This is a genomic window from Microbacterium sp. zg.Y909 (genome assembly GCF_024626565.1).
The window spans coordinates 20,099-42,620 of record NZ_JANJFJ010000008.1; the positions used below are offsets into that span (position 1 = coordinate 20,099).

Genomic DNA, 22,522 nt, shown 5'->3' on the forward strand with positions numbered 1-22,522 from the left:
TCAGCCGTTCGAAGGAGGCCCGGATGGACGTGCTCGACGGTCGCAGCGTCGCGATCACCGGCGCCGGCGCCGGTCTCGGCCGGGCCTATGCTCTGGCCGCCGCCCACGCGGGTGCACGAGTCGTCATCGCCGACATCGACCGGCACGCCGCCGAAAACGTCGTCGAGGAGATCCTCGCCCAGGGCGGGACCGCCCTCGCTGTCTCGGCCGACATCTCCGCAGCCGGCGACGGAGCCCGCATCGTCGACGCCGCCGTCCAGGCCTACGGAGGACTCGACGGATTCGTGGCCAACGCCGGCCTGCTCAGCCCCGGCGCGCTGCTGGAGCAGAGCGAGGACACGATCCGCCGCACTCTGGCAGTGAACGTCGATGGCACGATCTCGACGGTCGTCGCCGCGGCGCGCGCGATGCACGAAGGCGGCAGCATCGTGGTGATCGTCTCGGGGTCGCTCCTCGGCTCGGAGAATCTCGCCCTCTACGGCACGACCAAAGCCGCAGCTCTCGGCCTCGTCTACGGCCTCGCCGTCGAGCTGGAGGGCACCGGCATCCGCATCACAGGTCTGGCGCCCCGCGCGCGCACCGGCATGTCCACGCAGATGGGCGCGGCCGGCGAAGACAAGGGCGCAGCCCCCGAGGGCGTCGCTCCCGTCGTGACCTACCTGCTCAGCGACGCGTCGGCCGCACTGCACGGACACGTGCTCCGGTTCGACGGCGAGCGCCTCGGACTCTTCCGCCCCCCGCGCCTCACGCGCGAGATCACCGCGGGCCGATGGGACGCCACCTCAATCGCCGCCGCGATCGCGGGGCCCCTGTGCGACGATGTTGGCGCGGCTCTGCCCGGAGTCGCGCACCACGCGGGCGGCGGAGCCGACGACGTGCTCCACATTCATACCGCGCTCTCCGGCATGTGCTCGGGCGCAGAGAGGGCCAGCTGACTCCCATGCCTGCAGCCACGAAGAGCAAGGCGGAGCAGAGCTCCGAACGACGGGACGAGATCCTCGCGATCGCCGCACGACTGATCGCCCATCACGGCTACTCGGCGACGACCGTCCGCGATATCGCCGACGAAGCGGGCATCCTGTCCGGCAGTCTCTACCATCACTTCTCCTCGAAGGAGGCGATTCTGCAGGAGATCCTGCACGGCTTCATGAGCCGGCTCCTCACGAGATACGAGCAGATCGCCGCCGAGACGACAGACCCCCGCACCGGGATCGACGCACTCGTCGAGTGCGCGTTCACGACGATCGACCGCGAGCCCTCCGCGGTGGGGCTGTACCAGAACGAGGCCGCCTTCCTCGCGACGCAGCCGGGCTTCGAGTTCCTCGTCGCCCAAAGCGAGCGCATCGAGAAGATCTGGATCGATCAGCTCACCTCCGGCGCGGAACAGGGCATCTTCCATGTCGGAGACCCCGCTGTCACCTACCGCTTCATCCGCGACGCCGTCTGGTCGACCGTGCGCTGGTACCGTCCGGAGGGCCGCCACACGGCCGCCAGCCTGACCGAGCAGTTCCTGCAGCTGCTGCACGGCGGGTTACTGACCCGCTGACGCGGGATGCGAAGGGGGGCGTCGGAGATTCCCCGACGCCCCCCTTCCGCGTACCCGCCCTCACACGGCGATGGCGCCCCGCAGATCGGCGTCTGCCACGGTCTGCGCCGCAACGATCTCGCGCACTGCGCCTTTAGCCACCTTGCCGCCCGCCGCCCGGGGCAGTTCGTCCAGGACCACGACCCGCTCGGGATACAGGTGCTTGGAGATGCCGCGACCAGACAGGTACTCGGTGATGTCGGCGACCGTCACTGCGAGGCCGTTCACTGTCACGGCGACGCCAATGCGCTCGCCGAAGAGGTCGTCGGGAACAGGCACCGCCGCGGCCATCAGCACGCCGGGATGCTGCTCGACGAGCTCCTCGACCTCGACGGCCGAGATGTTCTTGCCGCCGCGGATGATCAGATCGCTCGTGCGGCCCACGACCCGCAGATAGCCGTCGCTGTCGACCGTGACGAGGTCCGGCATCATGAGGCGTCCATCGTGGAACAGCTCCTCGTTCGCCGCCGGGTCGCCGTAGTAGCCCATGCAGATCGTGGGACCGCACACACCGGGGCGCCCGGGCCCTCCGGTCGCGGTGATGTCCTTGCCCTGGGAGTCGTACAGTCGCATATCCATCGCCTCGATCACGCGTCCCGCGGTGCGCAGCCGCTGATCCGCCGTGTCACGCAGGCTCGTATTGCTGATGGCCCCCGACTCATTAGAGCCGTAGAACTGCAGCACCTTCGCCCCCACGCGCTCCTCGAACTGCAGCGCCCGCTCGTAGGGCACCGCCTCCCCACCGGTGAACATCGCCCGCAGGCTCTCGAGTGAGGCGGAGTCGAGTGCCGGCGAATCGAGCATCATCTTGAACTGCGTGCTCACGCACGCCAGGATCGTGACCTGTTCCGCATCGATCAGACGGAGCGTCTCCTCGACCGTGAACCGCTCCATGAGCACGGTCTTCATCCCGAGCATCGCGCTCGCGTAATGCGCGGTCCAAAGCCCGAAGCCGAACGGACCCGGCACCGCGCCGAGCATCACGTCGTCGCCGGTGAAGTCCGCCGCCTCGAACGCCATCTTGGAGAAGGCGATCATGCGGTTGGCGAACTGGGTCACGAGCTTCGGCCGCCCGGTCGTACCCGAAGTCGAGTTCAGCATTGACAACTCGTTCGGACCGGCCGCGCGCGCTCTCGTCTGCTCGATCGATGCGTGCGGAACGTCCTCGACCGTCGATGTGCCGTCCGCGAACCGATGCACACGCACCGGGCCCGACGGGTCGACGATGATGACCGTCTCGACGCTCCAGCCGTCCTCGGCGAGATCGGCGACGTGATCGAGGGCCGCGCGGTCGCGGTGGCTCTCCCGCATCACGAGCACGGAAGCCTCCGAGCGCGACATCAGGTGCCGGACCTCGTCGCGACCGGACCGCGCCCCTATGCCGACCGCGACAGTGCCGCTGCGCTCCGCCGCGCACAGCGCCACGTGGAACTCGGCACAGTCCGGGAGCAGCATCCCGAAGCGGGCTCCCCGGGGGATCAGCGCGACGAGTGCGGTCGCGAGCAGGTCGATCTGCTCGTCGTACTCCTTCCAGGTCAGGCGGGTGCCGTCAGCGACGTACGCGATGCGCTCAGGGATCTCCCGCGCGTTCTTCGCCACGTAGTCGGCGACCGTCAGATCCCCCCACCAGCCCTGTGCGACGTAGCGGGCCGCGGTCTTCGAGTTCTGTGCCGGAATCTTCATTCCGCTCCCATCTCATGTTGGATGATTCCCATCGCGCGCTGATACCCGTCCTCGAGAGCCGCGACATCGTCGTAGGCGCCGCTGAGCTGAGCACGCAGCAGCACATATCCGCGATCGATCACCCGTTGCAGAGACCCGATCGCCGGGTCCACGATCAGCACGCTGGCTCCGCGATCGGCGATCTCCCGGATCGCTCCGGCGAGCCCACTGACGATCTTCGGGGCGAGGCCGGTCATCATCTCATCGAGCACGAGACAGCGGGGTTCGCCCATCAGCGCCCTGCTGACGACGAGCATCTGCTGCTCGCCGCCCGACAGCACGCCGGCGAGCCGCCCCTGGCGCTCCCGCAGCACGGGGAATCGGTCCAGCGCATCGTCGACGGCGGACTTCTTCAGACGGAGCATCTCCGCCATGACCTGCAGATTGTCGCGCACCGTGAGCTTGGGGAAGAGCTGACGGCCCTGCGGGACGACCGCCAATCCCGCCCTGGCCCGGTCGATCGACGCCAGGGACGATAGGTCGGTGCCGCCGAGGGCGATATCGCCCGCGGCGGATACCGCGCCGTAGATGGCGAGCGCGAGACTGGACTTTCCGGCGCCGTTGGGGCCGACGACCGCGGTGATGCGCCCCGCGGGCGCGGTGAGCGTCGCCTTCTCGACCGCGGTGGCGGTGCCGTAGCGCACCGTGAGATCGGTGACGGTGAGATCCGCACTCATGCGGCATCCTCCTCAGTGGTTCCGAAGTACACGCTCTGCATCTCCGGACTCGCAAGGCACTCCTCGGGAGCCCCCTCGAACACGCGTCGACCCTGCGCGAGCAGCATGACGCGATCGGCGAGGGACGTGAGCAGATCCACGTTGTGGTCGACGAGGATCACGGCGTGTCCACGCGACTGCACCTGACGGATGGCGTCGATGATTCCAGCGATCGAGTCGCCGTCGGCACCCGCGAAGGGCTCATCCAGCAGCATCACCTGCGGGTCCTGCGCGAGCGCCCTCGCCACCTCGACGAGACGCTGCTCGCCCAGGGAGAGGTTGGCGCACAGCTCGTCGAGCCCGGGCACGCCGAGCTCCTGCGCTACCCGGGTGACGCGATCCTGCTCCTGCCTGCGGTGCCGGATGCCGTCCGTGATGACACCAGCGGTCATGCGCCACCAGGAGGGGAACCGCTCGGCCGCCGCGCCGACGAGGAGGTTCTCCCGCACGGTGAGCTCCAGTGCCAGATGCGGATGCTGGAACGTGCGCGAGAGCCCCTTGCGAGCCCGCACCGCGGTCGGCCCGCTCAACCGCTCACCGTTCAGGGTGAGCGTTCCCGAATCGGACCGCTGGATGCCGGTGATGAGATCGACGAGCGTGGTCTTGCCGGCGCCGTTCGGCCCGACGAGTCCGAGGATCTCACCTTTGCCCACGTGGAAGGAGACGTCGTCGAGCGCGACGAGGCCCCCGTAGGCCTTACTCAGGCCCTCTCCGCGCAACGCGACATCGCCCGTGAGATCGCCGCTGTTCATTCGCGTTCCTTTCCGATGTGACCGCGCACCCAGGTAATGAGCGCCTTCCCGTAGCCGATGAGGCCGGCCGGGGCGACGAGCAGGATCAGCAGCACGCCGATCGCGAGCACGAGCTGCCCCGAGGCCTCGAACTCGGTCGGCATGTTCGCGGTGAGCTGGATCACGACGATCGCGCCGATCACGCAGCCCCACGCTGTGGCCTGCCCGCCGATCAGCGGGACGAACAGCGCCATGAACACGATGGAGAGCGTGAAGGTCTCCGGGGTGATGCTGAGCATGAACGACACGAACAGCGCACCCGCCAGCGAGGCCAGGCCCGCGCCGACCGCGAGGGTGACGGTGGTGAGCGTCGTGGTGCGGGCGCCCATCGCCTCCACGGCCGATGGCACGTCGCGCATGGTGCGCACCGTGACGCCCCATGCTCCGGTGCGGATGCGCTCGACGAGGGTCGCAACGACCACGACGAGCAGCAGCGCGATCGCGAGCAGCACCAGCCGCGGCGGCTCCCAGCCGAAGAAGGTCGGCGAGGGGATGCCGCCGATGCCGGCCGATCCGCCTGTGATCGGCTCGAGCGCGATCACCCACGGCTCGAAGGCCATACTGAACAACAGCGTGACCGCAGCGAGGTAGAACCCGCTGAGGCGCCGGGTCAGGAGGCCGAGAACGACCGCGACCCCGGCGGAGATGAAGGGGCCGATGATCCACCCCAGGATCGGCGGGAGTCCGGTCTCGGTGGTCACGATGGCGACGCTGTACCCACCGATGGCCGCGTAGGCCGCGTACGCCATCGACATCGATCCGGCCATCACGAACGGGATGTACATGCCCAGGGCGATCAGTGCGTACACGGCGACCATGACCAGAAGGTCCTGGCGGAAGCCGCTGTTGCCCGCCCAGACCAGGGCGAGAGCGCCAACGGCGACCGCCACGGCCGGGACGATCAGCGCACGCGCCCCTGCGCGGCGACGGGCGCCAGGGGCCGGCGCGGTCATCGGGTTCACGGGAGTCTCCTGAATGGTCATATGCGCACCCGCGTCGAGAACAGGCCATGGGGGCGGAAAGCGAAGAACAGCAGGGCGATCAGCAGGACCATCGTGGTCGGGCCCATGCTGCCGAAGTAGAACGGGGCGAACACCTGGATCGCGCCGAGCACGAAGCCGCCGAGCAGGGGGGCCCAGGTGCGTCCGGTGCCACCGATCACGAGCGCCAGGAATCCGACGAGCGTCCACGACAGCCCACTGGTGAAGGCGACCCCGGTCTTGGGCGCGTACAGGAGTCCGGCCGCCCCCGCGATCAGGCCTGCCAGCAGGAAGGCGATGAGTCTGATCCGCCCGACCGGCAGCCCCAGCAGGCCTGCTGCACTGCGGTTGTCTCCCACGGCGCGCAGCAGGCGTCCGGTGCGACTGTGCCGCATCCACACCGACACGGCGATGAAGATCAGCGCCGTGGCGACGATCAGCACGACTGCGGTTCCTGAGACGTAGGCCGATCCGATCTGCCACGGGCCGAAGGAGAAGAGCACCTGCCCGGGCAGAGCGGGGCGCCCGAAGATGGCACCCGCGCCCTGCTGGACGATGAACAGCACCGCCGTGACCGCGACGAGCGCGGGCAGTTCGCCGCGACCCGATCGCTTCTGCACCTGCCGGACGACGAGAAGCTCGGTCAGTCCACTCGCGGCGACGGCGATGAGCAGACCCAGAACGAGACTGAGTGCGATCGGCACTCCGATCTCGATCGTGAGCCAGCTGGCGCCGAGGGCCGCCGCCATGGCGTAGGGCCCGATGGCGAAGTTGAAGAAGCCGGCACCGATGAGGGTCAGTTGATAGGCGAGGGCGATGAGTCCGAAGAAGCTGCCGATCTCCAGGACCGAGAGCCAGAGTTGAGGGTCGGTCATGTCACTGCGACTCGCACGTCACCTGGTAGTCCGCCCAGGCACCCGTCGGCTGATTGTTCTCGTCGAAGCCGGAGAGCACGAGACCACACAGTCCGTCGGCCCCCATGTGCTTGTCGGGCGTGAACGAGAGGGTGAACCCGGGCTGACCGAACGACGCCTCGAAGTCGCTGATCTCGTTCAGCGCATCGCGGACGGCGATGGGGTCATCCGCGCCACCGGCCGCCTCGATGGCCGCCTTGAGCAGGTAGACCGAGTCGTAGGCCTGCGCGTCGTATGCCGTCAGGCGGTAGTCGTCGCCGTTGGCCTTCTTGAGCTTCTTCTCCAGCTCCTGGGTCTTCTTGTTTTCCATGTCGAGTGCGCCCATGTAGACGACATCGGCGAGGGCGCCCTTGTTGGTGCGTCCCCACGAGTCGGGCTGGTTGCCGATCGAGGCCAGCGAGAAGCGCAGCACACCGGGAATCTGCTGGTGCAGCGTGTTGTGCGCGAGCACCTCGAAGTTGCCGCCGAGGCTCGACACCAGGATGGCGTCGGGGTCGGCCTGCTTGATGCGCGCAGCCTGGGCCGTGAGGTCGGCGGCGTCGACCGGCGCGGACTCCTCGGCGACGACCTCTACGCAGTCCTCGAGGATCGGGATGATGAGCTTGTTGATATTGTCGATGGCCGGGGAGGCGTCGGACAGGACGGCGATGCTCTCGTAGCCCTTGGTCTCCATCGCTCCGCAGTACGCGTCGGCGAACTGGTCGACGCCGTTGGCGAGCATGTAGGTGAACTCGTTGTCGGGAGCCTCCGCGACCGAGGTCGTCACCGCCGTCGGAGCGATGGCGGGGATGCCGGCTTGCTTGAGGACCGACTTGCCCTGCAGCACCGCGCCGCTGCCGGTGTCGAGCAGCATCACCTGAGCCCCTTCGTCGACGAGCTTGCGCAACACGGTGGGGGTCTTGGTGGGGTCGGACTCGTCGTTGCCGACGACGATCCGGATCTGCTGGCCGTCGATCCCGCCTGCGGCGTTGATCTCGTCGACCGCGAAGCGGATCGTCTTGCCCGCGATCACCGCGTAGGAGGCGCCGGGGCCGGTGCTGTCCTCGTCAAGACCGAAGATGATCTCCCCGTCTCCGGATCCCGCGCCCGCCGAGTCCGATGTGTCATCGCCCGCGCAGGCGGAGAGCGTGACGACGAGAGTTGCAGCCCCAACCAGGGCGAGCAGTCGCTGTGACTTCACGGGAAACCTCCATTGGTTCCTTCGGGTCTGGCGCCGCAGTGCGCCAAACAAATGCTTGGTTGTTGCAACAATACCCAGCACGACGGATGACGTCAACGTCGGTCCCCCTCTGAGCATGGCAGGCCTGGGAGCCGTCTCACGCCGACCGGAATCCGGGTCGGCGTGAGATGCCAGCTGGGTCAGGCTTCGGGAAGCTCGCGTTCGCGCAGGCCCCGGGGGTCGAGCACGGCGCGGATCAGGTGCAGCTCGCTCTCATCGGGTGCGCGCGTGACGGGCACATCGGCCGGGATCTCGAGGGGGAACCCGGTCGCGGCGACGACCTCACGCACCCGCACTCCGGGATGCACGCTGACGACTCTCATGGTGCCGTCACGGCCCGCGAGGTCGAGCACCGCGAGGTTCGTCACGACACCGCGCAGGTCATGGAACCTCAGTCCCCACTGCGCGGCGCGGTCGGCCCCGACCCCGGTCACCGTGTCCACCGTCGGGGCGAAGACCCGCGGCGAATGGCGTGGGACGAAATAGCTGGTGGCGTGGTTCGCCGTGTTCGTCGCCGCGCCGCGGGCCCCGACGAGCTGATGCGTCGGCCGGTCGCGCGGGCCGATCGCCGAGAGGTTCTGGTTGCCGTGTCGGTCGAGCTGCGGAGCTCCCATGATCACATGCCGGCGGCCCGTGGCGATCAGCTCGAACAGCTTCGCGTAGGGCAGATGCCCCTCGGGACGGGTGAACGGCCGATCGACGGCGGGCGTATCGGCGAACAGCGTCGCGTCACCGTCACTCAGAAGGAGGTCCGGCGCATGCGTGAGCCTTGCCAGACGAGCCCCGATCGTCGGGATCACCCCGAAGGAGCTCGCAAGCATCGCGCCGGAGCCGCGGAACAGGTCGGCGCAGGCCGTGGCAGCGATCTCCGCGCGCGTGATCATGGCGCCTCTCCTTCTGCTTCGGCGCGTGTCGCATCGTGCGCGAGGTACTCGTCGAGGTACCGCCGCGAGGCCTCCGCATCGCGCGCCGAGTCCGCGTACGCACGCTGGGCGACCTCGTCACGGGCATACTCCGGCAGCAGGGCCGTGAACCCCGCGCCCCGCGGTGCATGGGTCACGACGTGGGTCTCCGAGCGGTTCAGGATCAGGGTCGACGGATGCTCGGCGGCGAGCCGCTCGGTGCCGACGATGCGCTCCGCCGAGACGACGGCGAGCGCCGCCGCCCGCGCGATGAGCTCATCGAAGAAGGGATCCGGGCCGAGGCACTGCGCGTTGCCGACGCGATCCGCCTGCTCCACGTGCACGAGGGCGATGTCGAGTGGGATCGCCGGCATGGCCACGAGGGTCTCACCGTCGCCGTACGGCGACACGATGGTGCGGATCTCCGGGTTCTCGGTCACGGCATCCGAGCCGATTCCGTTGCGCAGCACCTCGAACGGGAGTCGCCGGGAGGCCGCACGCAGACCGGCGACCAGCATCGCCTCGTCGAGTTCGGTGGTCGCCACCGCGCCCCGCTGGCGTGCCGCGGCGAAATGCGGGTCGATCGGGATCGAGTCGAGCGAGACGAAGCCGTGCACGATGCGCGAGGCTTGTCCACTCGCGCAGAGGATGCCGGCGTCCGGCCCGCCGAAGGTCACGACGGTCAGGTCGCGCGCACCGCTGCGCACGAGCTCTCGCACCAGCGCCATCGGCTTCCGCCGAGACCCCCACCCTCCGATGCCGATGGTCATCCCGTCTCGGAACAGCCCGGCCATCTCGTCGAGCTGCCGCAGTGAGGCCATCAGGTCTCCAGCGCGTTGCCGGTGGCAACGAACTCGTCGCGGTGCTCGTCGGCGACGCCGGCGAGGTTGAGCTCGAACGTGAACCCCTGCTCGAACCGGTAGCTGCGGTTGACGTCGATCGGATCGATGCCGTTCAGCGCCTCCTTCGCTGCGCGGATCACCCGCGTGTCCTTCGCGGCGATCTGCGCGGCGAACGCGAACGCCGCGCCGTCGAGCTCGCCCCGCGGCACGACCTGATCCACCGAGCCGAGCTCGGCCAGGCGCTGCGCGGTGACCGTGCGTGCGGAGTAGTACATCGCCCGGAGCATGTGATGCGGCACGAGCCGGGCCAAGTGGGTCGCGGCGCCGAGGGCGCCCCTGTCGACCTCCGGCACGCCGAAGTACGCGTCGTCCGATGCAATGATCACGTCGGAGTTGCCGACGAGGCCGACACCGCCGCCGAGACAGAAGCCGTTCACCACCGAGATGACCGGGACCGGGCATTCGTAGATCGCCTTGAACGCCTCGAAGCAGCCGCGGTTGGCGCCGAGCAGGCCGCTGAATCCCTCGATCCGCTGCATCTCCTTGATGTCGACGCCGGCGTTGAAGCCCCTCCCCTCGGCGCGGAGGACGACCACGCGGCTCGAGCCGTCGGCTCCTGCCTTGCGCATCGCGTCCGCCACGTCGAACCAGCCCTGCACGGGCAGCGCGTTCACGGGGGGATAGTTCATCGTGACGACGCGCACGCCCTTGTCCTGCGTCGTGATGTCGATCGACATGAGTGCCTACCTAACTCTGGTTCTGGGATTATGGGATTCTGGGATTCTGGGGTTCTGCGTCGGCGCAGCGATCTGCGCGCGCATCCAGGAGACCGATCGGCGAAGGGCCGATTCCGGGCCCTCCTCCTCGATGGCCGGCCCGATCAGCTCGGCGTCGACGATGCCCTCGTACCCGGCACGGAGCACCTGAGCCAACAGCGACTCCACCGGAAGGTCGGCGTCGCCGGGCACCCATCTGTTGGGGAAGGACGAGGTGCCGAGCATGAAGTCCGAGACCTGCACGATCTCGATCTGCGGCGTTCGTCCGGAGATGAGCTCGCCGAGTCCACGTTCCTGCCAGCAGCAGTACAGATCGAGGCACACACCCATCCCCGCTCTATCCGCGAGTGCGAACGCGTCGGCTGCCGTGTGCGTGAAGCTGATGTCACTGCGCAGCGACATGGTGTTCTCGACGGCGAGCCGGACCTGGAGCGACCCCGCGAACTGTACGAGAGCGGCCAGGCGCTCCGTGAAGAGATCTGCCGCACGCTCCCAACCCAGGTGTCCGGAGGACCCCGAGGTCAGATACACCGTGCCGGCGCCGAGATCGTGCGCGTGACGCACAGCGTCGGCGAGTTCCGCGAGTTGGCGCTCCCAGCCCTTGTCGTCGTCGGGGTGGGCGCGCAGCGGGTGCACGAGGTAGCCGAGACGCACCGCGTGCTCCTCGAGCAGATCCGCCACACCCGCGATACCGTGATTGGCGACCTTCAACGCGGGCAGACCGATGAGGTCCGTGCCGGTGCGCCCGTACATAGCGATCTCGTCGGCGAGGTCCCACGACAGCGCGGCCATGCCGCTCACGCACACGCGGGTGCTGTCGCCGCTCATGGTCGCGCGTCGACCCCGGCGACGATCTCCTCGAGCGCGCGCTCGACGTCGTGGCGGTCGTAACCGAGCAGCGCGGTCTCCTCGGCGTCGGGCTCGAAGGCGATCACGGCCCCACGACCCTGCACGATGAAGCGGTCGGGCTGGAAGGGGTGCTCCTCGTCGCGCTCCTCGATCACGTGCCGGCTGCCTGCGGCATCGGCCAGGAGCTGGAAGTAATCGCGATAGCTGAGGTTGCGGTCGCCCACCAGGTAGGCGTGGCCTGCTGCGCCCGAGTCGAGCGCCCCCTGCACCGCCTGCGAGAGCGAGTGGACGGACATATAGTTCGTACCGCCGGGAGGAGCGAAAAGCGCCGGCTCGTCGACCTCCCCGCGCACCCACGCGACCATGCGAGCGAAACGGCGCAGCCCGCGCTCGTCGGCGCCGACGATGGAGGGTGGGTTCAGAGTGATCGCGGCGAAGCCGTCGCTGCTGAGTGCGCGTGCCCCGTCGTCGGCGTCCCGGCGCGCCGCCACATAGGGGATGCGCTCCGTCCACTCCGGGTGCAACTGGTGGTAATAGCTACCGATCTGGACGAAACGGGACACTCCGGCGGCCCGGGCTCGGGCGGCGAAACGTGGGACGCCGCCACTCTGTGTGCGTTCCCAGAACGCGGCGTCCTCCTGCTCGGCCGGGACATGTCGGATGTCGTTGCCCGCCGAGAACACGATCGCGTCGTAGCCCTCCAGCAGCACGGGACTCGACTCGGTCTCCGTGTAGTCCCCGATCAGCCGCGGCAGGCCCGCAACGGCGCTCGGGTCGCGATCGGACGGGCCGCGGCGCGACATGACCGTGACCTCGTCCCCTCTCGCGGCGAGGTCGGTCGCGATGCGGCTTCCGATCATGCCTGTGGCACCGACGACGAGGACACGGCTCATGCGAAGTCCGCCTTTCCATCCGAGATCACCGGCACACCGTCGCGGCGCAGGTCGAAAGTTCCCTCCGGCCAGCTCTCCAGCTCGAGCACATCGCCGGGGACGACGGGCCCGCTGAAGCGTCCGCGGAGCGAAGTAAGGTCTGCGGGGTGGGCGCCGCGATCGCGCGCGAGCACCAGGGTCGCGGCGGCGAGAGTGCACAGCCCTTGAAGGATCGGGGTCGGCTGACCGATCCGCGCCGAAGCCTCCGGGTCGATGTGGATGTGATGGCGGTCTCCGGTGAGCCGGTAGAGGGCGGCCTGAGTCGGGAACGTCGACATCGCGCTGATCGTCCCTCGCCCGCGACCGGGTTCGGGTTCGCGCGACGGGCCCCTCTCGCCACCGAAGTCTCCCCTGCCCGGTGCGAACAGCGACCACATCGCAGTGAACAGATCGCACTCCACGATCACCTCGAAGACCGCGGCGGTGCCCTTGTCCCACACGTCACCGACCCGCGCCGTCAGCGCGATCTCGCCTGATCTCGGCAGCGGACGGTGCACCTCGAGGGTCTGGGATCCGTGCACGGCGGCGTCGCCGTAGGCACCGGCTGCCGCGAGGATGTCGGGGGCCCATTGCGCGAGCGTGAGCCCGAATGACGGAAGCACCCGGAGCCGATCCTCGAACACGAGGTCGAGATCGTCGGCGCCGGCTCCGACCGCGAGGGCGTAGAGGATCGCATCACTCTCGTCGTACCCGACCGTGCGCGTGCCGAGCGGCCGGCCCGCCCAGTCGCCGGTGTTCATGCGCCGTACACCGCCTCCGGGCGTGCGCCCTCGTGCACGAGCGCGCGCACGGCGTCGCCGATCTCCGCAGCGGCCCAGCGGCGGTCGATCTCGCGGACCGGTCCGTGACGCCATCCTTCTTCCAGGCAGATCCGCCCACCCTCGATCTCGAGCACGCGGCCCGTGACATCGCAGTCGGCACTGGCGAGCCAGGCCACGAGGGGGGAGACGTTCGCCGGGTCCATGCGGTCGAAGCCCGCGGCGGGCGCAGCCATGGCCTCGGCGAAGGCGCCCTCGGTCATGCGCGTGCGCGCGGAGGGTGCGATCGCGTTCACGGCGACGCCGTAGCGGCCGAGTTCGTGTGCGGCGACCAGGGTGAGCGATGCGATACCGCCCTTGGCCGCCGAGTAGGCCGCTTGACCCACGCTGCCCTGGAGCCCCGCCCCCGACGACGTGTTGATGACTCGGGCGGTGGGGAGCCGGCCCTCCTTGGCCTGGCTGCGCCAGTAGGCGCTCGCGTGGCGCAAGGGGGCGAAGTGCCCTTTGAGGTGCACGCGGATCACGGCGTCCCATTCGTCTTCTTCGGCGTTGACCAGCATGCGGTCGCGCACGAAGCCGGCGTTGTTGACGAGGATGTCCAGCCCTCCGAAGGCGTCCACCGCCTGCGCGATGAGCTCGCCCGCCTGCGAGAAGTCCGCGATGTCGGAGCCGTTGGCGATCGCTTCGCCTCCCTCGCCGCGGATCGTGTCGACGACATCCTGGGCGGGGCCGACCGAGTTCCCGGCGCCGTCCAGCGCGGTGCCCAGATCATTCACGACGACCTTCGCACCCTGCCGGGCGAGTTCGAGTGCGTGCTCGCGCCCGAGACCGCGTCCGGCGCCGGTCACGATCGCGACCCGACCATCGAGAATTCCTGCCATGTTCGACTCTCCTTCGAGGCTGCACCGGCGTCCTCGGCCGATGGAACACCCTCACCCTAGCAACCAAGCAAACGCTAGGGCAAGTAGAGTATGCTCCGCGCATACGCCCGCGCACTGCGCGTGGGCGTACGACTCGACGCACGACACAGAGAGGTGTCCCGACATGACCACTCCCCCTATGCTCACGACGGCACTCACGCGCCTGACCGGCGTCGACCACCCCGTCGTGCAGACCGGCATGGGGTGGGTCGCCGGAGCCCGCCTGGTCTCGGCGACAGCCGAAGCCGGAGGGCTGGGCATCCTCGCCTCCGCGACCATGGGCACCGACGAACTCGAGCGACAGATCATCGAGGTCCAGGAGCGCACGGAGCGGCCGTTCGGGGTGAACCTCCGCGCGGACGCCGGCGACGCCGAGCAGCGCGTCGACATCCTGATCCGTCACCGAGTGAAAGTCGCAAGCTTCGCGCTCGCCCCCCGACGGGAGCTGATCGAGAAGCTCAAGGAGCACGGCGTCGTGGTGATCCCCTCGATCGGTGCGGTGCGCCATGCCGAGAAGGTCGCGGCGTGGGGCGCGGATGCCGTCATGGTGCAGGGCGGCGAGGGCGGCGGCCACACCGGCGCGGTCCCCACCTCCATACTCGTGCCCTCCGTCGTCGCGGCGGTGGACATTCCGGTGGTCGCCGCGGGCGGCTTCCACGACGGCCGCGGGCTCGCCGCCGCGCTCGCCTACGGTGCTGCGGGAGTCGGCATGGGGACGAGATTCCTGCTCACGCGCGACAGCGCGGTTCCCGACGCCATCAAGCAGCGCTACCTGGGCTTCGGACTCGACGGAACGGTCGTCACGACCAAGGCCGACGGGATGCCGCACCGGCTGCTGCGGACGGAGTACATCGAGGGCCTGGAGCGACGCGCCGGCATCCGGCAGCTGCTTCCGACCCTGCGGCGCTCGCTCGCGTTCAAGCGGATGTCGGGCATGAGCTGGCGCGGACTGGCCACCGACGCCGCCTCGATGAAGAAGGCCACGGGGCGCAGCTGGGCGCAGATGACCCTCGCCGCGAACACCCCGATGCTGCTCAAAGCCGGACTGGTCGACGGCGACACGCGTGCCGGGATGCTCGCCGCCGGGCAGGTGGTCGGCATGATCGACGACCTGCCCAGCTGCGAGGAGCTCGTCGACCGGGTCGTCCGCGACGCCGTGGAGCAGCTCCAGGTCGCGGCATCCTGCCTCATCGACTGAACGGGACGAGAACGGGCCGCCCGTCCGAAGCGGCCCGTTCTCGATGTCGACACCCCTCAGAGGCGCTCGATGATGGTGACATTGGCGAGCCCGCCGCCCTCGCACATCGTCTGCAGGCCATAGCGGCCACCGGTGCGCTCGAGCTCGTTCAGCATCGTGGTCATGAGCCGGGTGCCGGTCGCACCGATCGGATGCCCGAGCGCGATTCCGCCACCGTTGACGTTGACCTTGTCGCGCGCGACCCCGGTCTCCTTCATCCAGGCGAGCACGACCGAGGCGAAGGCCTCATTCACCTCGAACAGGTCGATGTCGTCGAGGCTCAGGCCCGAGCGCTCCAACGCGTACTTGGTCGCGGGGATCGGGGCCGTGAGCATGAACACCGGGCTGTCGCCGCGCACCGACATGTGGTGGATCCGGGCGCGCGGGGTGAGCCCGTGGTCTTTCACCGCCTGTGCGCTTGCGACGAGCACCGCGCTGGACGCGTCGCTGATCTGCGACGCCACGGCGGCGGTCAGCCTCCCGCCGGGGGTCAGGGTCTGGAGCCCGGCCATCCGCTCCAGCGAGGTGTCACGGCGCAAGCCCTCGTCGTGTGCGAGGCCGTTCAGCGGCGCGATCTGGCTCGTGAAACGCCCTTCGTCCTGCGCGACCGCGGCCCGCTGATGACTCTCCAGCGCGAACTGCTCCATCTCCTCGCGCGTGATGTCCCACTTCTCGGCGATCATCTCGGCACCCACGAACTGCGAGATCTCCTGGTCGGGGTATCGGGCCTGCCATCCGGGCGACTCGGCGAACGGGGTCGTGAAGCCATAGGCCTCGCCGGCGGCCATGGCCGAGGAGATCGGAAGCTGCGACATGTTCTGCAGGCCCCCGGCGATGATCAGGTCGCTCGTGCCGCTTATGACCGCCTGCGCGGCGAAATGCACAGCCTGCTGGCTCGATCCGCACTGGCGATCGATCGTGACACCGGGGACGTGCTCGGGAAAGCCGGCGACCAGCACAGCGGAGCGCCCGACATTGCCGGCCTGTCCGCCGATCGTGTCGGTCGCGCCGATGATGACGTCGTCGAGCGCGCCGGGGTCGATGCCGGTGCGTTCGACCAGCGCTTTCAGGCTGTGCGCGCCGAGATCGGCCGGGTGGATGCCCGAGAGCGAGCCGCCGCGCTTGCCGACGGGCGAGCGGACCGCATCGACGATGTATGCCTCTGCCATGTTCTTCCTTCTCTCTGAACTCACGCGTGCTGACTGCTGACGGCGACGACCTCGCCGGTCATATACGAGGAATATGCGCTCGCGAGGAACACCATGACATTGGCGATCTCCCAGGGTTGCGCCGCGCGGCCGAACGCCTCGCGGGCGGTGAGCTGCTCCAGCAGTTCCGGGGAGGTGACCTTCTCGAGGAACGGGTGCATCGCCAGGCTCGGCGAGACCGCGTTGACCCGGATGCCGTGGGCGGCGAGGTCCATCGCTGCGCTGCGGGTGAGCGCCATCACACCGGCCTTGGCGGCGGCATAATGCGCCTGGTCGGCCTGCGCACGCCAGCCGATGACGGAGGCGTTGTTGACGATGACCCCGGCCGTTCCGGCGGCGACCATGCGGCGACCGACCGCGCGGATGCCGCGGAAGGTGCCGGTGAGGGTGACGTCGATCACCCTGTCCCATTGGTCGTCGGTCATGTCGAGGATCGACACCGATCCGCCGAGACCGGCGTTGTTGATCATCACGTCGATGGCCCCGCCCTCCTCCGCGACGTCGAGGAGGGCGCCGACCTGCTCCTCGACCGTCACATCGCACACGGCGGTGCGCACGCGGTCCGCGCCGAAGCGGTCACCGAGGTCGCGTTCCGTCTCGGCGAGACGGCCGGGGTGCGTGTCGCCGAGGACGACGACCGCGGCCCCTTCCTCCAGGCAGCGGATCGCGGCGGCCTGGCCGATGCCGGCACCGGCGGCGGCCGTGATTACGACGCGCTTTCCGGCAAGCAGGTCGTGCCCGGCGACGTACTCAGGGGCGGTGATGCTCATGGGCGGGCCTCTCGGGGAAGGCCGAGCACGCGCTCCGCGATGATGTTTCGCTGGATCTCATCGGATCCGCCGTAGATCGTGTCGGAGCGGCTGAACAGGAAGAGGGCCTGCAGGTCATCGAGCGCATACTCCTCGCCGACGAGCAGGGACGCGGGGCCGTTCACATCCATGGCGAGCTCGCCGAGCGAGCGGTGCCAGTTCGACCACAACAGCTTCGTGACCGAGGCACCGTCGCCCTGTTCGCCGCCGAGCGTGCGCAGGGCGTGCTGGCGGATGACCTCCAGGGTCATCCGCGCCCGCACGAGCCTGTCGCGGATGACCGCATCGTCAATTGCGCCGTTGCGCGTGGCCGAATCGATCACGGCATCCAGCTCCCGCCGGAATGCGATCTGCTGGGCGAGCGTCGAAACCCCACGCTCGAAGCCGAGCGTCGCCATCGCGATTTTGAAGCCGTTCCCCTCGCCGCCGACGATGAGCGCGGCATCCGTACGCGCATCGTCGAAGAAGACCTCGTTGAACTCACTGGTCGCGGTCAGCTGCAGGATGGGCCGCACCTCCACACCGGGCTGGTCCATCGGCACGAGGAGGTAGGAGAGTCCGCGGTGTCGGCTGGAGCTGGCCTCTGTGCGGGCGATCACGAAGCACCAGTCGGCCTGCTGCGCGAGCGAGGTCCACACCTTCTGTCCGGTGATCGACCATTCATCGCCTACACGCTGCGCCCTCGTCGACACGGCGGCGAGGTCGGAGCCGGCGCCGGGCTCGGAGTAGCCCTGGCACCAGAGCTCTTCGACGGCGACGATCGGTGGGAGGAAGCGCGCCCGCTGCTCGGCTGTGCCGTGGGCGATGAGAGTCGGACCGAGAAGCTCCTCGCCGAGGTGGTTGACCCGGGCCGGAGCGTCAGCCCTCGCGTACTCCTCATGGAAGATGACCTGCTGCGCGATGCTGAGCCCGCGTCCCCCGTGCTCGACGGGCCATGCGACGCACGTCCATCCGGCGGCCGCCATATGCCGGTTCCACTCGAGCCGGGCCTCGAAGTCCTCGTGCTCGCGGCCAGAGCCGCCGCGCCCGCGCAGCTCGGCGAAGCGACCGGTGAGGTTCTGCTCCAGCCACTCCCGGACCTCGCCGCGGAAGCGCTCATCCGCGTCGTGCTGCGTCGCGTCCATCTGTCTCCTCATCGAGTCGTGACCGTCGGCCCCGCGTCCGACGTGGTCTTGGCGGTGCCGTTCACGTATAGTATCAAGGAAACCAAGCGATTGTTTGGTTGGCGCGGGAGTTCAGAGAGGAACCCATCATGACCGTCGAATCCGCCGATGCCGTGGTGACCTACGAGGTGCGCGGCTCGACCGCGATCATCCGGTTGAACCGCCCCCAGTATCGCAACGCCCAGAATTCGAAGGTCACCTACGCGCTCGACGCCGCCTTCACCCGCGCCGTCGACGACGACACCGTCAAGGTCATCGTGCTCGGCGGCAACGGCAAGCACTTCTGCGCCGGCCACGACATCGGCACACCCGAGCGCGACATCGACCAGAGCTTCGAGCGGAAGGCCGTCATCTGGTGGGACCACGTCGGCGCGCAAGGCGTCGACTCGCGCTTCGCCCGCGAGTCCGAGGTGTACCTCGGTATGTGTCGTCGCTGGCGCGAGATCCCCAAACCCGTCATCGCGATGGTGCAGGGCGCCTGCATCGCCGGCGGCCTGATGCTGGCCTGGTCGTGCGACTTCATCGTGGCCGCCGACGACGCCTTCTTCCAGGATCCGGTGGTGGCGATGGGCATCCCCGGCGTCGAGTACTTCGCGCACCCGTGGGTCACCAATCCCCGCGCGGCCAAGGAGATGCTCTACACGGGCGACCGGATGCCGGCCGCCCGCGCGTACGAGCTCGGCATGGTGAATCACGTCGTCGCCCGCGACGACCTCGAAGAGCGCACCCTCGAGCTCGCCGAGCGGATCGCCCGGATGCCCCGCCTCGGACTCGCGCTGACCAAGAAGGCGGTGAACCAGGCCGAGGACCTGCAGGGCATGCGCACCGGCATGGACTCGGTGTTCGGCCTGCATCATGCCGCGCATGCGCACAACGCCGAGGTCGGCGGAGACTCGCTCGGCGGTGTGGATGTGCGCTCCATCAAGGCCGACACCGCGCGGGGAGCGAAGAAGTGAACCTCGACCTCACCCCCGAGCAGGAGGCATTCGCCGCCGAAGCACGCACCTGGCTCGAAGAGCACGTGCCCCGAAGCCCGCTTCCGTCGATGGACACCGAGGCGGGATTCGCGGCCCACCGCGAATGGGAAGCGACGCTCGCGGCAGGCCGGTGGTCGGTCGTCTCCTGGCCGGAGCGGTACGGCGGGCGGGACGCGGGCATCACCGAGTGGGTGCTCTTCGAGGAGGAGTACTACCGTGCGGGCGCACCGACCCGCGTCGCCCAGAACGGCATCTCGCTGCTCGCGCCGATCCTGTTCGAGCACGGCACCCCCGCGCAGCACGAGAGGTTCCTGTCGCAGATGACCGACGGCTCGCTCATCTGGGCACAGGCATGGTCGGAGCCAGGCGCCGGCAGCGACCTCGCCGCGATTCGCAGCACCGCCCGCCGCGACGAGGCCCGCGGCGGCTGGGTGCTCAACGGACAGAAGATCTGGAGTTCGCGCGCGGTCTGGGCCGATCGCGGGTTCGGTCTGTTCCGTTCCGACCCCGACGCCCAGCGGCACCGCGGACTCACCTACTTCCTTTTCCCGATGGACGCCGACGGCATCACCGTCCGCGCCATCGCTCAGCTCGACGGCACGACGGGTTTCGCAGAGATCTTCTTCGACGACGTGTTCGTGCCGGACGAAGACGTTCTGGGCGCGCCGGGCGACGGATGGCGCGTTGCCATGAGCACCGCCGGGAACGAGCGCGGGCTCTCGCTGCGCGCGCCAGGACGCTTCCTCGCGGCCACCGAACGGCTCGTCACCCTGCAGGCCGAGTACGCGCGCCGGAGCGAGGATGCCGCGGTCGTCGACGCCTGGATCGGCGCTGAGGCCTATCGTCTCTTCACCTGGCACACGGTCAGCACGCTCCTCGACGGAGGTACGGTCGGAGCCGAGGGCAGCGTGAACAAGGTCTTCTGGTCGGAGCTCGACGTGCACATCCACGAGACCGCGCTGCGCATCCTCGGCCCGGAGGCCGAGCTGCGCGGAGTCTCCGCGGTCGGCGGGGGTCGCTGGGTCGATGACTATCAGTTCTCCCTCGCTGGCCCGATCTACGCGGGTACAAACGAAGTCCAGCGGAACATCATCGCGGAGCGAATCCTCGGACTCCCCCGCGGCGGAGACGGAAGGCGCGGATGATGCGGTTCCTGCCCACGGAAGAACAGGTCGCATTCGCTGAGACCGTCGACGAGATCGTCGAGGGTGCGGGCGGTGCGGACGTCGCACGCAGTTGGGCCGACGGTGACACCGGCCCCGGACTCGGCCTCTGGCGGCAGTTCGCCGAACTCGGACTGCTCGGCCTGCGCACCAGCGAGGATGCGGGCGGATTCGGCGGCACCCTCGGCGACCTTGCCGTGGTGTTCGAACGGCTCGGCTACCACGCGGTCCCGGGCCCCTATCTGGAGACGGTCGCGTTGCTGCCCGGGCTGGTCCCCGAGCACACCCGGGCCGAGCTCGCCGCCGGGGCGATCGCGACAGCGGCGGTCGACGGGATCGCGCCCACAGCGCTCGACGCGGCTCTCGCCTCCCACCGGTTCGTCGTGCGAGGAGACGCACTGCAGCAGGGCGATGTCGTCGAGGAGTTGACCTCGGTGGCGCCGACCCGACGCCTCGCGCGTCTCGTAGCGGCCGGCACCGCGACCGCGCTGCACCCCGGGGCCCTCCATACCGCGCTGAACGAGGCGTCCGTCGCCGCGGCGGCCACCCTCGTCGGCGCAGGCGAGCGGATGCTCGACGAAGCCGTGTCGTACGCGAAGGTGCGCGAGCAGTTCGGCCGTCCCATCGGCGAGTTTCAGGCACTCAAGCATCAGCTCGCCGACGTGCGCATCGCACTGAGCTTCGCGCGGCCACTCGTCTGGAACGCGACCCTGCGCACCGGCATGCCCGACGAGGACAGGGCGGTCTCCGCAGCGAAGGTCGCCGCCGGAGACGCGGCCATGCTGGCCGCGCGGGTCTCGCTGCAGGTGCATGGCGCCATCGGCTACACCGCCGAGCACACGCTGCGGATCTGGCTCGGTCTCGCGCCCGCACTGTCTGCGGCGTGGGGCACCCCCGACTTCCACCGGGCACGGATCGCCCGCGACATCCTCCCGAAGGAGCGGTGATGTCATTCGACCCCGATGAGGACCAGCGGGAACTCGTCGCGCTGGTGCGCGGCATTCTGACCCAGCGTGCGGACAGCGCGGCGACCCGTCGCGCACTGGACACGGCCGAGCGATTCGACGCCGGCCTGTGGCGACTGCTGTGCGAAGAGGTCGGGATCGCCGGTATAGCGATCCCCGAGGAATTCGGCGGCGCCGGCTTCACGCTCCGCGAGGCGCAACTGGTGCTCGAGGAGATCGGCTACTCGCTCGCGCCATCCCCCTACCTCGGCTCCGTCGCGATTGCGGCGCAGGCGATCATCGCATCGCGAGACGCGGACGCCGCTGCGCGTCTGCTTCCCGGCATCGCCGAGGGCTCGTCGTCCGCAGCCCTGGCGTGGGCGGACCCCGACGGACGCTTCGTCGCCGGCCGCGTCGGGGTGCGGGCGACCGAGAGCGGATCCGGGTGGACGCTCACCGGCGCTAGTGGCTTCGTGCTCGACGGTGCCGCCGCCGACGTGCTGCTCGCCCTCGCACGCACCCCTGATGGCCCGCGTCTGTTCGAGTTGCTCGACATCGCCGCGGTCGAGCGCGAAGACACCCCCACCATGGATCAGACCCTGCGCCTGGTGACCCTGCGCTTCGACGCCGTACCGGCGCGTCCGCTGGGGACTGCGGACCCTGAGGTACTGGAGACCGTCCGAGCTCTCGCCCTCGCGGCAGTCAGCGCCGTACAGGCGGGCACGGCCGCGCGTGCACTGGACGAGACGGTCGCATATGCGATGCAGCGGGTGCAGTTCGGGCGGACGATCGGCTCTTTCCAGGCTCTCAAGCACCGGATGGCCGACATGCACGTGCAGGCCGAGGCGGCCCGCACCGCCTCGCGCGCGGCATCCGACGCCCTCGCCTCCGGCACCGCCGACCGGTTCGAGCTCGCCGTCATCGCGAAGGCCACCTGCTCTGAGGCGTTGGCGCACATCGCCGCCGAGACGATCCAGCTGCACGGCGGCATCGCGATCACGTGGGAGCACGACGCGCACCTCTTCTTCAAGCGCGCCCACGCGCTCGGTCAGCTCTTCGGCACCCCGCGCGAGCTCCGCGCCGCCTGGCCCCTCTGATTCCCGCACCGGGGCATG

23 protein-coding genes are annotated in these 22,522 nt (G+C 69.3%); 7 read left to right on the top strand and 16 right to left on the bottom strand.

What is annotated here, in order from left to right; translation table 11 throughout:
* Nucleotides 1-23: 23 nt before the first annotated feature.
* Nucleotides 24-935: an SDR family NAD(P)-dependent oxidoreductase gene (locus tag NQ160_RS01320; RefSeq protein WP_257513429.1), complete on the top strand. Its 912-nt coding sequence runs from the start codon at nucleotides 24-26 to the stop codon at nucleotides 933-935.
* A gap of 5 nt (nucleotides 936-940) precedes the next feature.
* On the top strand, nucleotides 941-1,546 hold the full coding sequence (locus NQ160_RS01325; RefSeq protein ID WP_257513430.1) for a TetR/AcrR family transcriptional regulator: 606 nt from the start codon (nucleotides 941-943) through the stop codon (nucleotides 1,544-1,546).
* 60 nt (nucleotides 1,547-1,606) lie between these two features.
* Here the strand turns inward: NQ160_RS01325 and NQ160_RS01330 are convergent, their stop codons facing one another.
* The 13 genes from NQ160_RS01330 to NQ160_RS01390 form a co-directional block, all read right to left on the bottom strand.
* On the bottom strand, nucleotides 1,607-3,268 hold the full coding sequence (locus NQ160_RS01330; RefSeq protein WP_257513431.1) for a class I adenylate-forming enzyme family protein: 1,662 nt from the start codon (nucleotides 3,266-3,268) through the stop codon (nucleotides 1,607-1,609).
* Nucleotides 3,265-3,984 carry an ATP-binding cassette domain-containing protein gene (locus NQ160_RS01335; RefSeq protein ID WP_257513432.1) on the bottom strand — a complete coding sequence of 240 codons (720 nt, stop codon included), beginning with the start codon at nucleotides 3,982-3,984 and terminating at the stop codon, nucleotides 3,265-3,267. The genes NQ160_RS01330 and NQ160_RS01335 overlap by 4 nt, the downstream gene beginning before the upstream one ends.
* Nucleotides 3,981-4,775 (bottom strand): ABC transporter ATP-binding protein, encoded by a 795-nt coding sequence (locus tag NQ160_RS01340; protein WP_257513433.1) that lies wholly within the window; start codon nucleotides 4,773-4,775, stop codon nucleotides 3,981-3,983. The genes NQ160_RS01335 and NQ160_RS01340 overlap by 4 nt, the downstream gene beginning before the upstream one ends.
* On the bottom strand, nucleotides 4,772-5,767 hold the full coding sequence (locus NQ160_RS01345) for a branched-chain amino acid ABC transporter permease (RefSeq protein ID WP_257513483.1): 996 nt from the start codon (nucleotides 5,765-5,767) through the stop codon (nucleotides 4,772-4,774). The genes NQ160_RS01340 and NQ160_RS01345 overlap by 4 nt, the downstream gene beginning before the upstream one ends.
* 26 nt (nucleotides 5,768-5,793) lie before the next feature.
* The gene (locus tag NQ160_RS01350) at nucleotides 5,794-6,669 is read right to left on the bottom strand and encodes a branched-chain amino acid ABC transporter permease (protein ID WP_257513434.1); all 876 of its coding nucleotides are present in this window, start codon (nucleotides 6,667-6,669) and stop codon (nucleotides 5,794-5,796) included.
* 1 nt (nucleotide 6,670) lies between these two features.
* On the bottom strand, nucleotides 6,671-7,888 hold the full coding sequence (locus tag NQ160_RS01355) for an ABC transporter substrate-binding protein (protein ID WP_257513435.1): 1,218 nt from the start codon (nucleotides 7,886-7,888) through the stop codon (nucleotides 6,671-6,673).
* Nucleotides 7,889-8,067: 179 nt separating this feature from the next.
* Complete coding sequence (locus NQ160_RS01360) at nucleotides 8,068-8,811, bottom strand: CoA-transferase subunit beta (protein WP_257513436.1); 744 nt, start codon at nucleotides 8,809-8,811, stop codon at nucleotides 8,068-8,070.
* Nucleotides 8,808-9,650, bottom strand: coding sequence for a CoA transferase subunit A (locus NQ160_RS01365; RefSeq protein WP_257513437.1), 843 nt, complete (start codon nucleotides 9,648-9,650; stop codon nucleotides 8,808-8,810). Before NQ160_RS01365 ends, NQ160_RS01360 begins: the two co-directional genes overlap by 4 nt.
* Entirely contained in the window at nucleotides 9,650-10,408 is a 759-nt protein-coding gene (locus tag NQ160_RS01370; protein ID WP_257513438.1) for an enoyl-CoA hydratase family protein, read from the bottom strand. Before NQ160_RS01370 ends, NQ160_RS01365 begins: the two co-directional genes overlap by 1 nt.
* Nucleotides 10,409-10,414: 6 nt before the next feature.
* A complete protein-coding gene (locus NQ160_RS01375) occupies nucleotides 10,415-11,275 on the bottom strand; it encodes a sugar phosphate isomerase/epimerase family protein (RefSeq protein ID WP_257513439.1) in 861 nt (286 codons plus the stop codon).
* The gene (locus tag NQ160_RS01380; RefSeq protein ID WP_257513440.1) at nucleotides 11,272-12,189 is read right to left on the bottom strand and encodes an NAD-dependent epimerase/dehydratase family protein; all 918 of its coding nucleotides are present in this window, start codon (nucleotides 12,187-12,189) and stop codon (nucleotides 11,272-11,274) included. The genes NQ160_RS01375 and NQ160_RS01380 overlap by 4 nt, the downstream gene beginning before the upstream one ends.
* Nucleotides 12,186-12,968 (bottom strand): MaoC/PaaZ C-terminal domain-containing protein, encoded by a 783-nt coding sequence (locus tag NQ160_RS01385; protein WP_257513441.1) that lies wholly within the window; start codon nucleotides 12,966-12,968, stop codon nucleotides 12,186-12,188. The genes NQ160_RS01380 and NQ160_RS01385 overlap by 4 nt, the downstream gene beginning before the upstream one ends.
* Complete coding sequence (locus NQ160_RS01390) at nucleotides 12,965-13,867, bottom strand: SDR family oxidoreductase (protein WP_257513442.1); 903 nt, start codon at nucleotides 13,865-13,867, stop codon at nucleotides 12,965-12,967. Before NQ160_RS01390 ends, NQ160_RS01385 begins: the two co-directional genes overlap by 4 nt.
* A 163-nt stretch (nucleotides 13,868-14,030) precedes the next feature.
* On the opposite strand from NQ160_RS01390, the gene NQ160_RS01395 reads away from it, so the two are divergent.
* Nucleotides 14,031-15,104, top strand: coding sequence for an NAD(P)H-dependent flavin oxidoreductase (locus tag NQ160_RS01395; protein ID WP_257513443.1), 1,074 nt, complete (start codon nucleotides 14,031-14,033; stop codon nucleotides 15,102-15,104).
* Nucleotides 15,105-15,160: 56 nt separating this feature from the next.
* Here the strand turns inward: NQ160_RS01395 and NQ160_RS01400 are convergent, their stop codons facing one another.
* The 3 genes from NQ160_RS01400 to NQ160_RS01410 are packed head-to-tail and all read right to left on the bottom strand — an operon-like array spanning nucleotide 15,161 to nucleotide 18,284.
* A complete protein-coding gene (locus NQ160_RS01400) occupies nucleotides 15,161-16,312 on the bottom strand; it encodes an acetyl-CoA C-acetyltransferase (protein ID WP_257513444.1) in 1,152 nt (383 codons plus the stop codon).
* A gap of 20 nt (nucleotides 16,313-16,332) precedes the next feature.
* The gene (locus NQ160_RS01405) at nucleotides 16,333-17,121 is read right to left on the bottom strand and encodes an SDR family oxidoreductase (RefSeq protein WP_257513445.1); all 789 of its coding nucleotides are present in this window, start codon (nucleotides 17,119-17,121) and stop codon (nucleotides 16,333-16,335) included.
* Nucleotides 17,118-18,284, bottom strand: coding sequence for an acyl-CoA dehydrogenase family protein (locus tag NQ160_RS01410; RefSeq protein WP_257513446.1), 1,167 nt, complete (start codon nucleotides 18,282-18,284; stop codon nucleotides 17,118-17,120). The genes NQ160_RS01405 and NQ160_RS01410 overlap by 4 nt, the downstream gene beginning before the upstream one ends.
* A gap of 128 nt (nucleotides 18,285-18,412) precedes the next feature.
* Between NQ160_RS01410 and NQ160_RS01415 the strand changes: the two genes are divergently transcribed.
* The 4 genes from NQ160_RS01415 to NQ160_RS01430 are packed head-to-tail and all read left to right on the top strand — an operon-like array spanning nucleotide 18,413 to nucleotide 22,504.
* The gene (locus NQ160_RS01415) at nucleotides 18,413-19,279 is read left to right on the top strand and encodes an enoyl-CoA hydratase (protein WP_257513447.1); all 867 of its coding nucleotides are present in this window, start codon (nucleotides 18,413-18,415) and stop codon (nucleotides 19,277-19,279) included.
* Nucleotides 19,276-20,445, top strand: coding sequence for an acyl-CoA dehydrogenase family protein (locus NQ160_RS01420; RefSeq protein WP_257513448.1), 1,170 nt, complete (start codon nucleotides 19,276-19,278; stop codon nucleotides 20,443-20,445). The genes NQ160_RS01415 and NQ160_RS01420 overlap by 4 nt, the downstream gene beginning before the upstream one ends.
* Nucleotides 20,445-21,410, top strand: a complete 966-nt coding sequence (locus NQ160_RS01425; RefSeq protein WP_257513449.1) for an acyl-CoA dehydrogenase family protein — start codon at nucleotides 20,445-20,447, stop codon at nucleotides 21,408-21,410. Before NQ160_RS01420 ends, NQ160_RS01425 begins: the two co-directional genes overlap by 1 nt.
* The gene (locus NQ160_RS01430) at nucleotides 21,410-22,504 is read left to right on the top strand and encodes an acyl-CoA dehydrogenase family protein (RefSeq protein ID WP_257513450.1); all 1,095 of its coding nucleotides are present in this window, start codon (nucleotides 21,410-21,412) and stop codon (nucleotides 22,502-22,504) included. The genes NQ160_RS01425 and NQ160_RS01430 overlap by 1 nt, the downstream gene beginning before the upstream one ends.
* The last annotated feature ends 18 nt before the right edge of the window (nucleotides 22,505-22,522 follow it).

What these genes read in the sequence shown, in the direction of transcription:
- NQ160_RS01320 (WP_257513429.1), top strand. Translation starts at nt 24, where the DNA reads ATGGACGTGCTCGACGGTCGCAGCGTCGCGATCACCGGCGCCGGCGCC.
- NQ160_RS01325 (WP_257513430.1), top strand. Translation starts at nt 941, where the DNA reads ATGCCTGCAGCCACGAAGAGCAAGGCGGAGCAGAGCTCCGAACGACGG.
- NQ160_RS01330 (WP_257513431.1), bottom strand. Translation starts at nt 3,268, where the DNA reads ATGAAGATTCCGGCACAGAACTCGAAGACCGCGGCCCGCTACGTCGCA.
- NQ160_RS01335 (WP_257513432.1), bottom strand. Translation starts at nt 3,984, where the DNA reads ATGAGTGCGGATCTCACCGTCACCGATCTCACGGTGCGCTACGGCACC.
- NQ160_RS01340 (WP_257513433.1), bottom strand. Translation starts at nt 4,775, where the DNA reads ATGAACAGCGGCGATCTCACGGGCGATGTCGCGTTGCGCGGAGAGGGC.
- NQ160_RS01345 (WP_257513483.1), bottom strand. Translation starts at nt 5,767, where the DNA reads ATGACCGCGCCGGCCCCTGGCGCCCGTCGCCGCGCAGGGGCGCGTGCG.
- NQ160_RS01350 (WP_257513434.1), bottom strand. Translation starts at nt 6,669, where the DNA reads ATGACCGACCCTCAACTCTGGCTCTCGGTCCTGGAGATCGGCAGCTTC.
- NQ160_RS01360 (WP_257513436.1), bottom strand. Translation starts at nt 8,811, where the DNA reads ATGATCACGCGCGCGGAGATCGCTGCCACGGCCTGCGCCGACCTGTTC.
- NQ160_RS01365 (WP_257513437.1), bottom strand. Translation starts at nt 9,650, where the DNA reads ATGGCCTCACTGCGGCAGCTCGACGAGATGGCCGGGCTGTTCCGAGAC.
- NQ160_RS01370 (WP_257513438.1), bottom strand. Translation starts at nt 10,408, where the DNA reads ATGTCGATCGACATCACGACGCAGGACAAGGGCGTGCGCGTCGTCACG.
- NQ160_RS01375 (WP_257513439.1), bottom strand. Translation starts at nt 11,275, where the DNA reads ATGAGCGGCGACAGCACCCGCGTGTGCGTGAGCGGCATGGCCGCGCTG.
- NQ160_RS01380 (WP_257513440.1), bottom strand. Translation starts at nt 12,189, where the DNA reads ATGAGCCGTGTCCTCGTCGTCGGTGCCACAGGCATGATCGGAAGCCGC.
- NQ160_RS01385 (WP_257513441.1), bottom strand. Translation starts at nt 12,968, where the DNA reads ATGAACACCGGCGACTGGGCGGGCCGGCCGCTCGGCACGCGCACGGTC.
- NQ160_RS01390 (WP_257513442.1), bottom strand. Translation starts at nt 13,867, where the DNA reads ATGGCAGGAATTCTCGATGGTCGGGTCGCGATCGTGACCGGCGCCGGA.
- NQ160_RS01395 (WP_257513443.1), top strand. Translation starts at nt 14,031, where the DNA reads ATGACCACTCCCCCTATGCTCACGACGGCACTCACGCGCCTGACCGGC.
- NQ160_RS01400 (WP_257513444.1), bottom strand. Translation starts at nt 16,312, where the DNA reads ATGGCAGAGGCATACATCGTCGATGCGGTCCGCTCGCCCGTCGGCAAG.
- NQ160_RS01405 (WP_257513445.1), bottom strand. Translation starts at nt 17,121, where the DNA reads ATGAGCATCACCGCCCCTGAGTACGTCGCCGGGCACGACCTGCTTGCC.
- NQ160_RS01410 (WP_257513446.1), bottom strand. Translation starts at nt 18,284, where the DNA reads ATGGACGCGACGCAGCACGACGCGGATGAGCGCTTCCGCGGCGAGGTC.
- NQ160_RS01415 (WP_257513447.1), top strand. Translation starts at nt 18,413, where the DNA reads ATGACCGTCGAATCCGCCGATGCCGTGGTGACCTACGAGGTGCGCGGC.
- NQ160_RS01425 (WP_257513449.1), top strand. Translation starts at nt 20,445, where the DNA reads ATGCGGTTCCTGCCCACGGAAGAACAGGTCGCATTCGCTGAGACCGTC.
- NQ160_RS01430 (WP_257513450.1), top strand. Translation starts at nt 21,410, where the DNA reads ATGTCATTCGACCCCGATGAGGACCAGCGGGAACTCGTCGCGCTGGTG.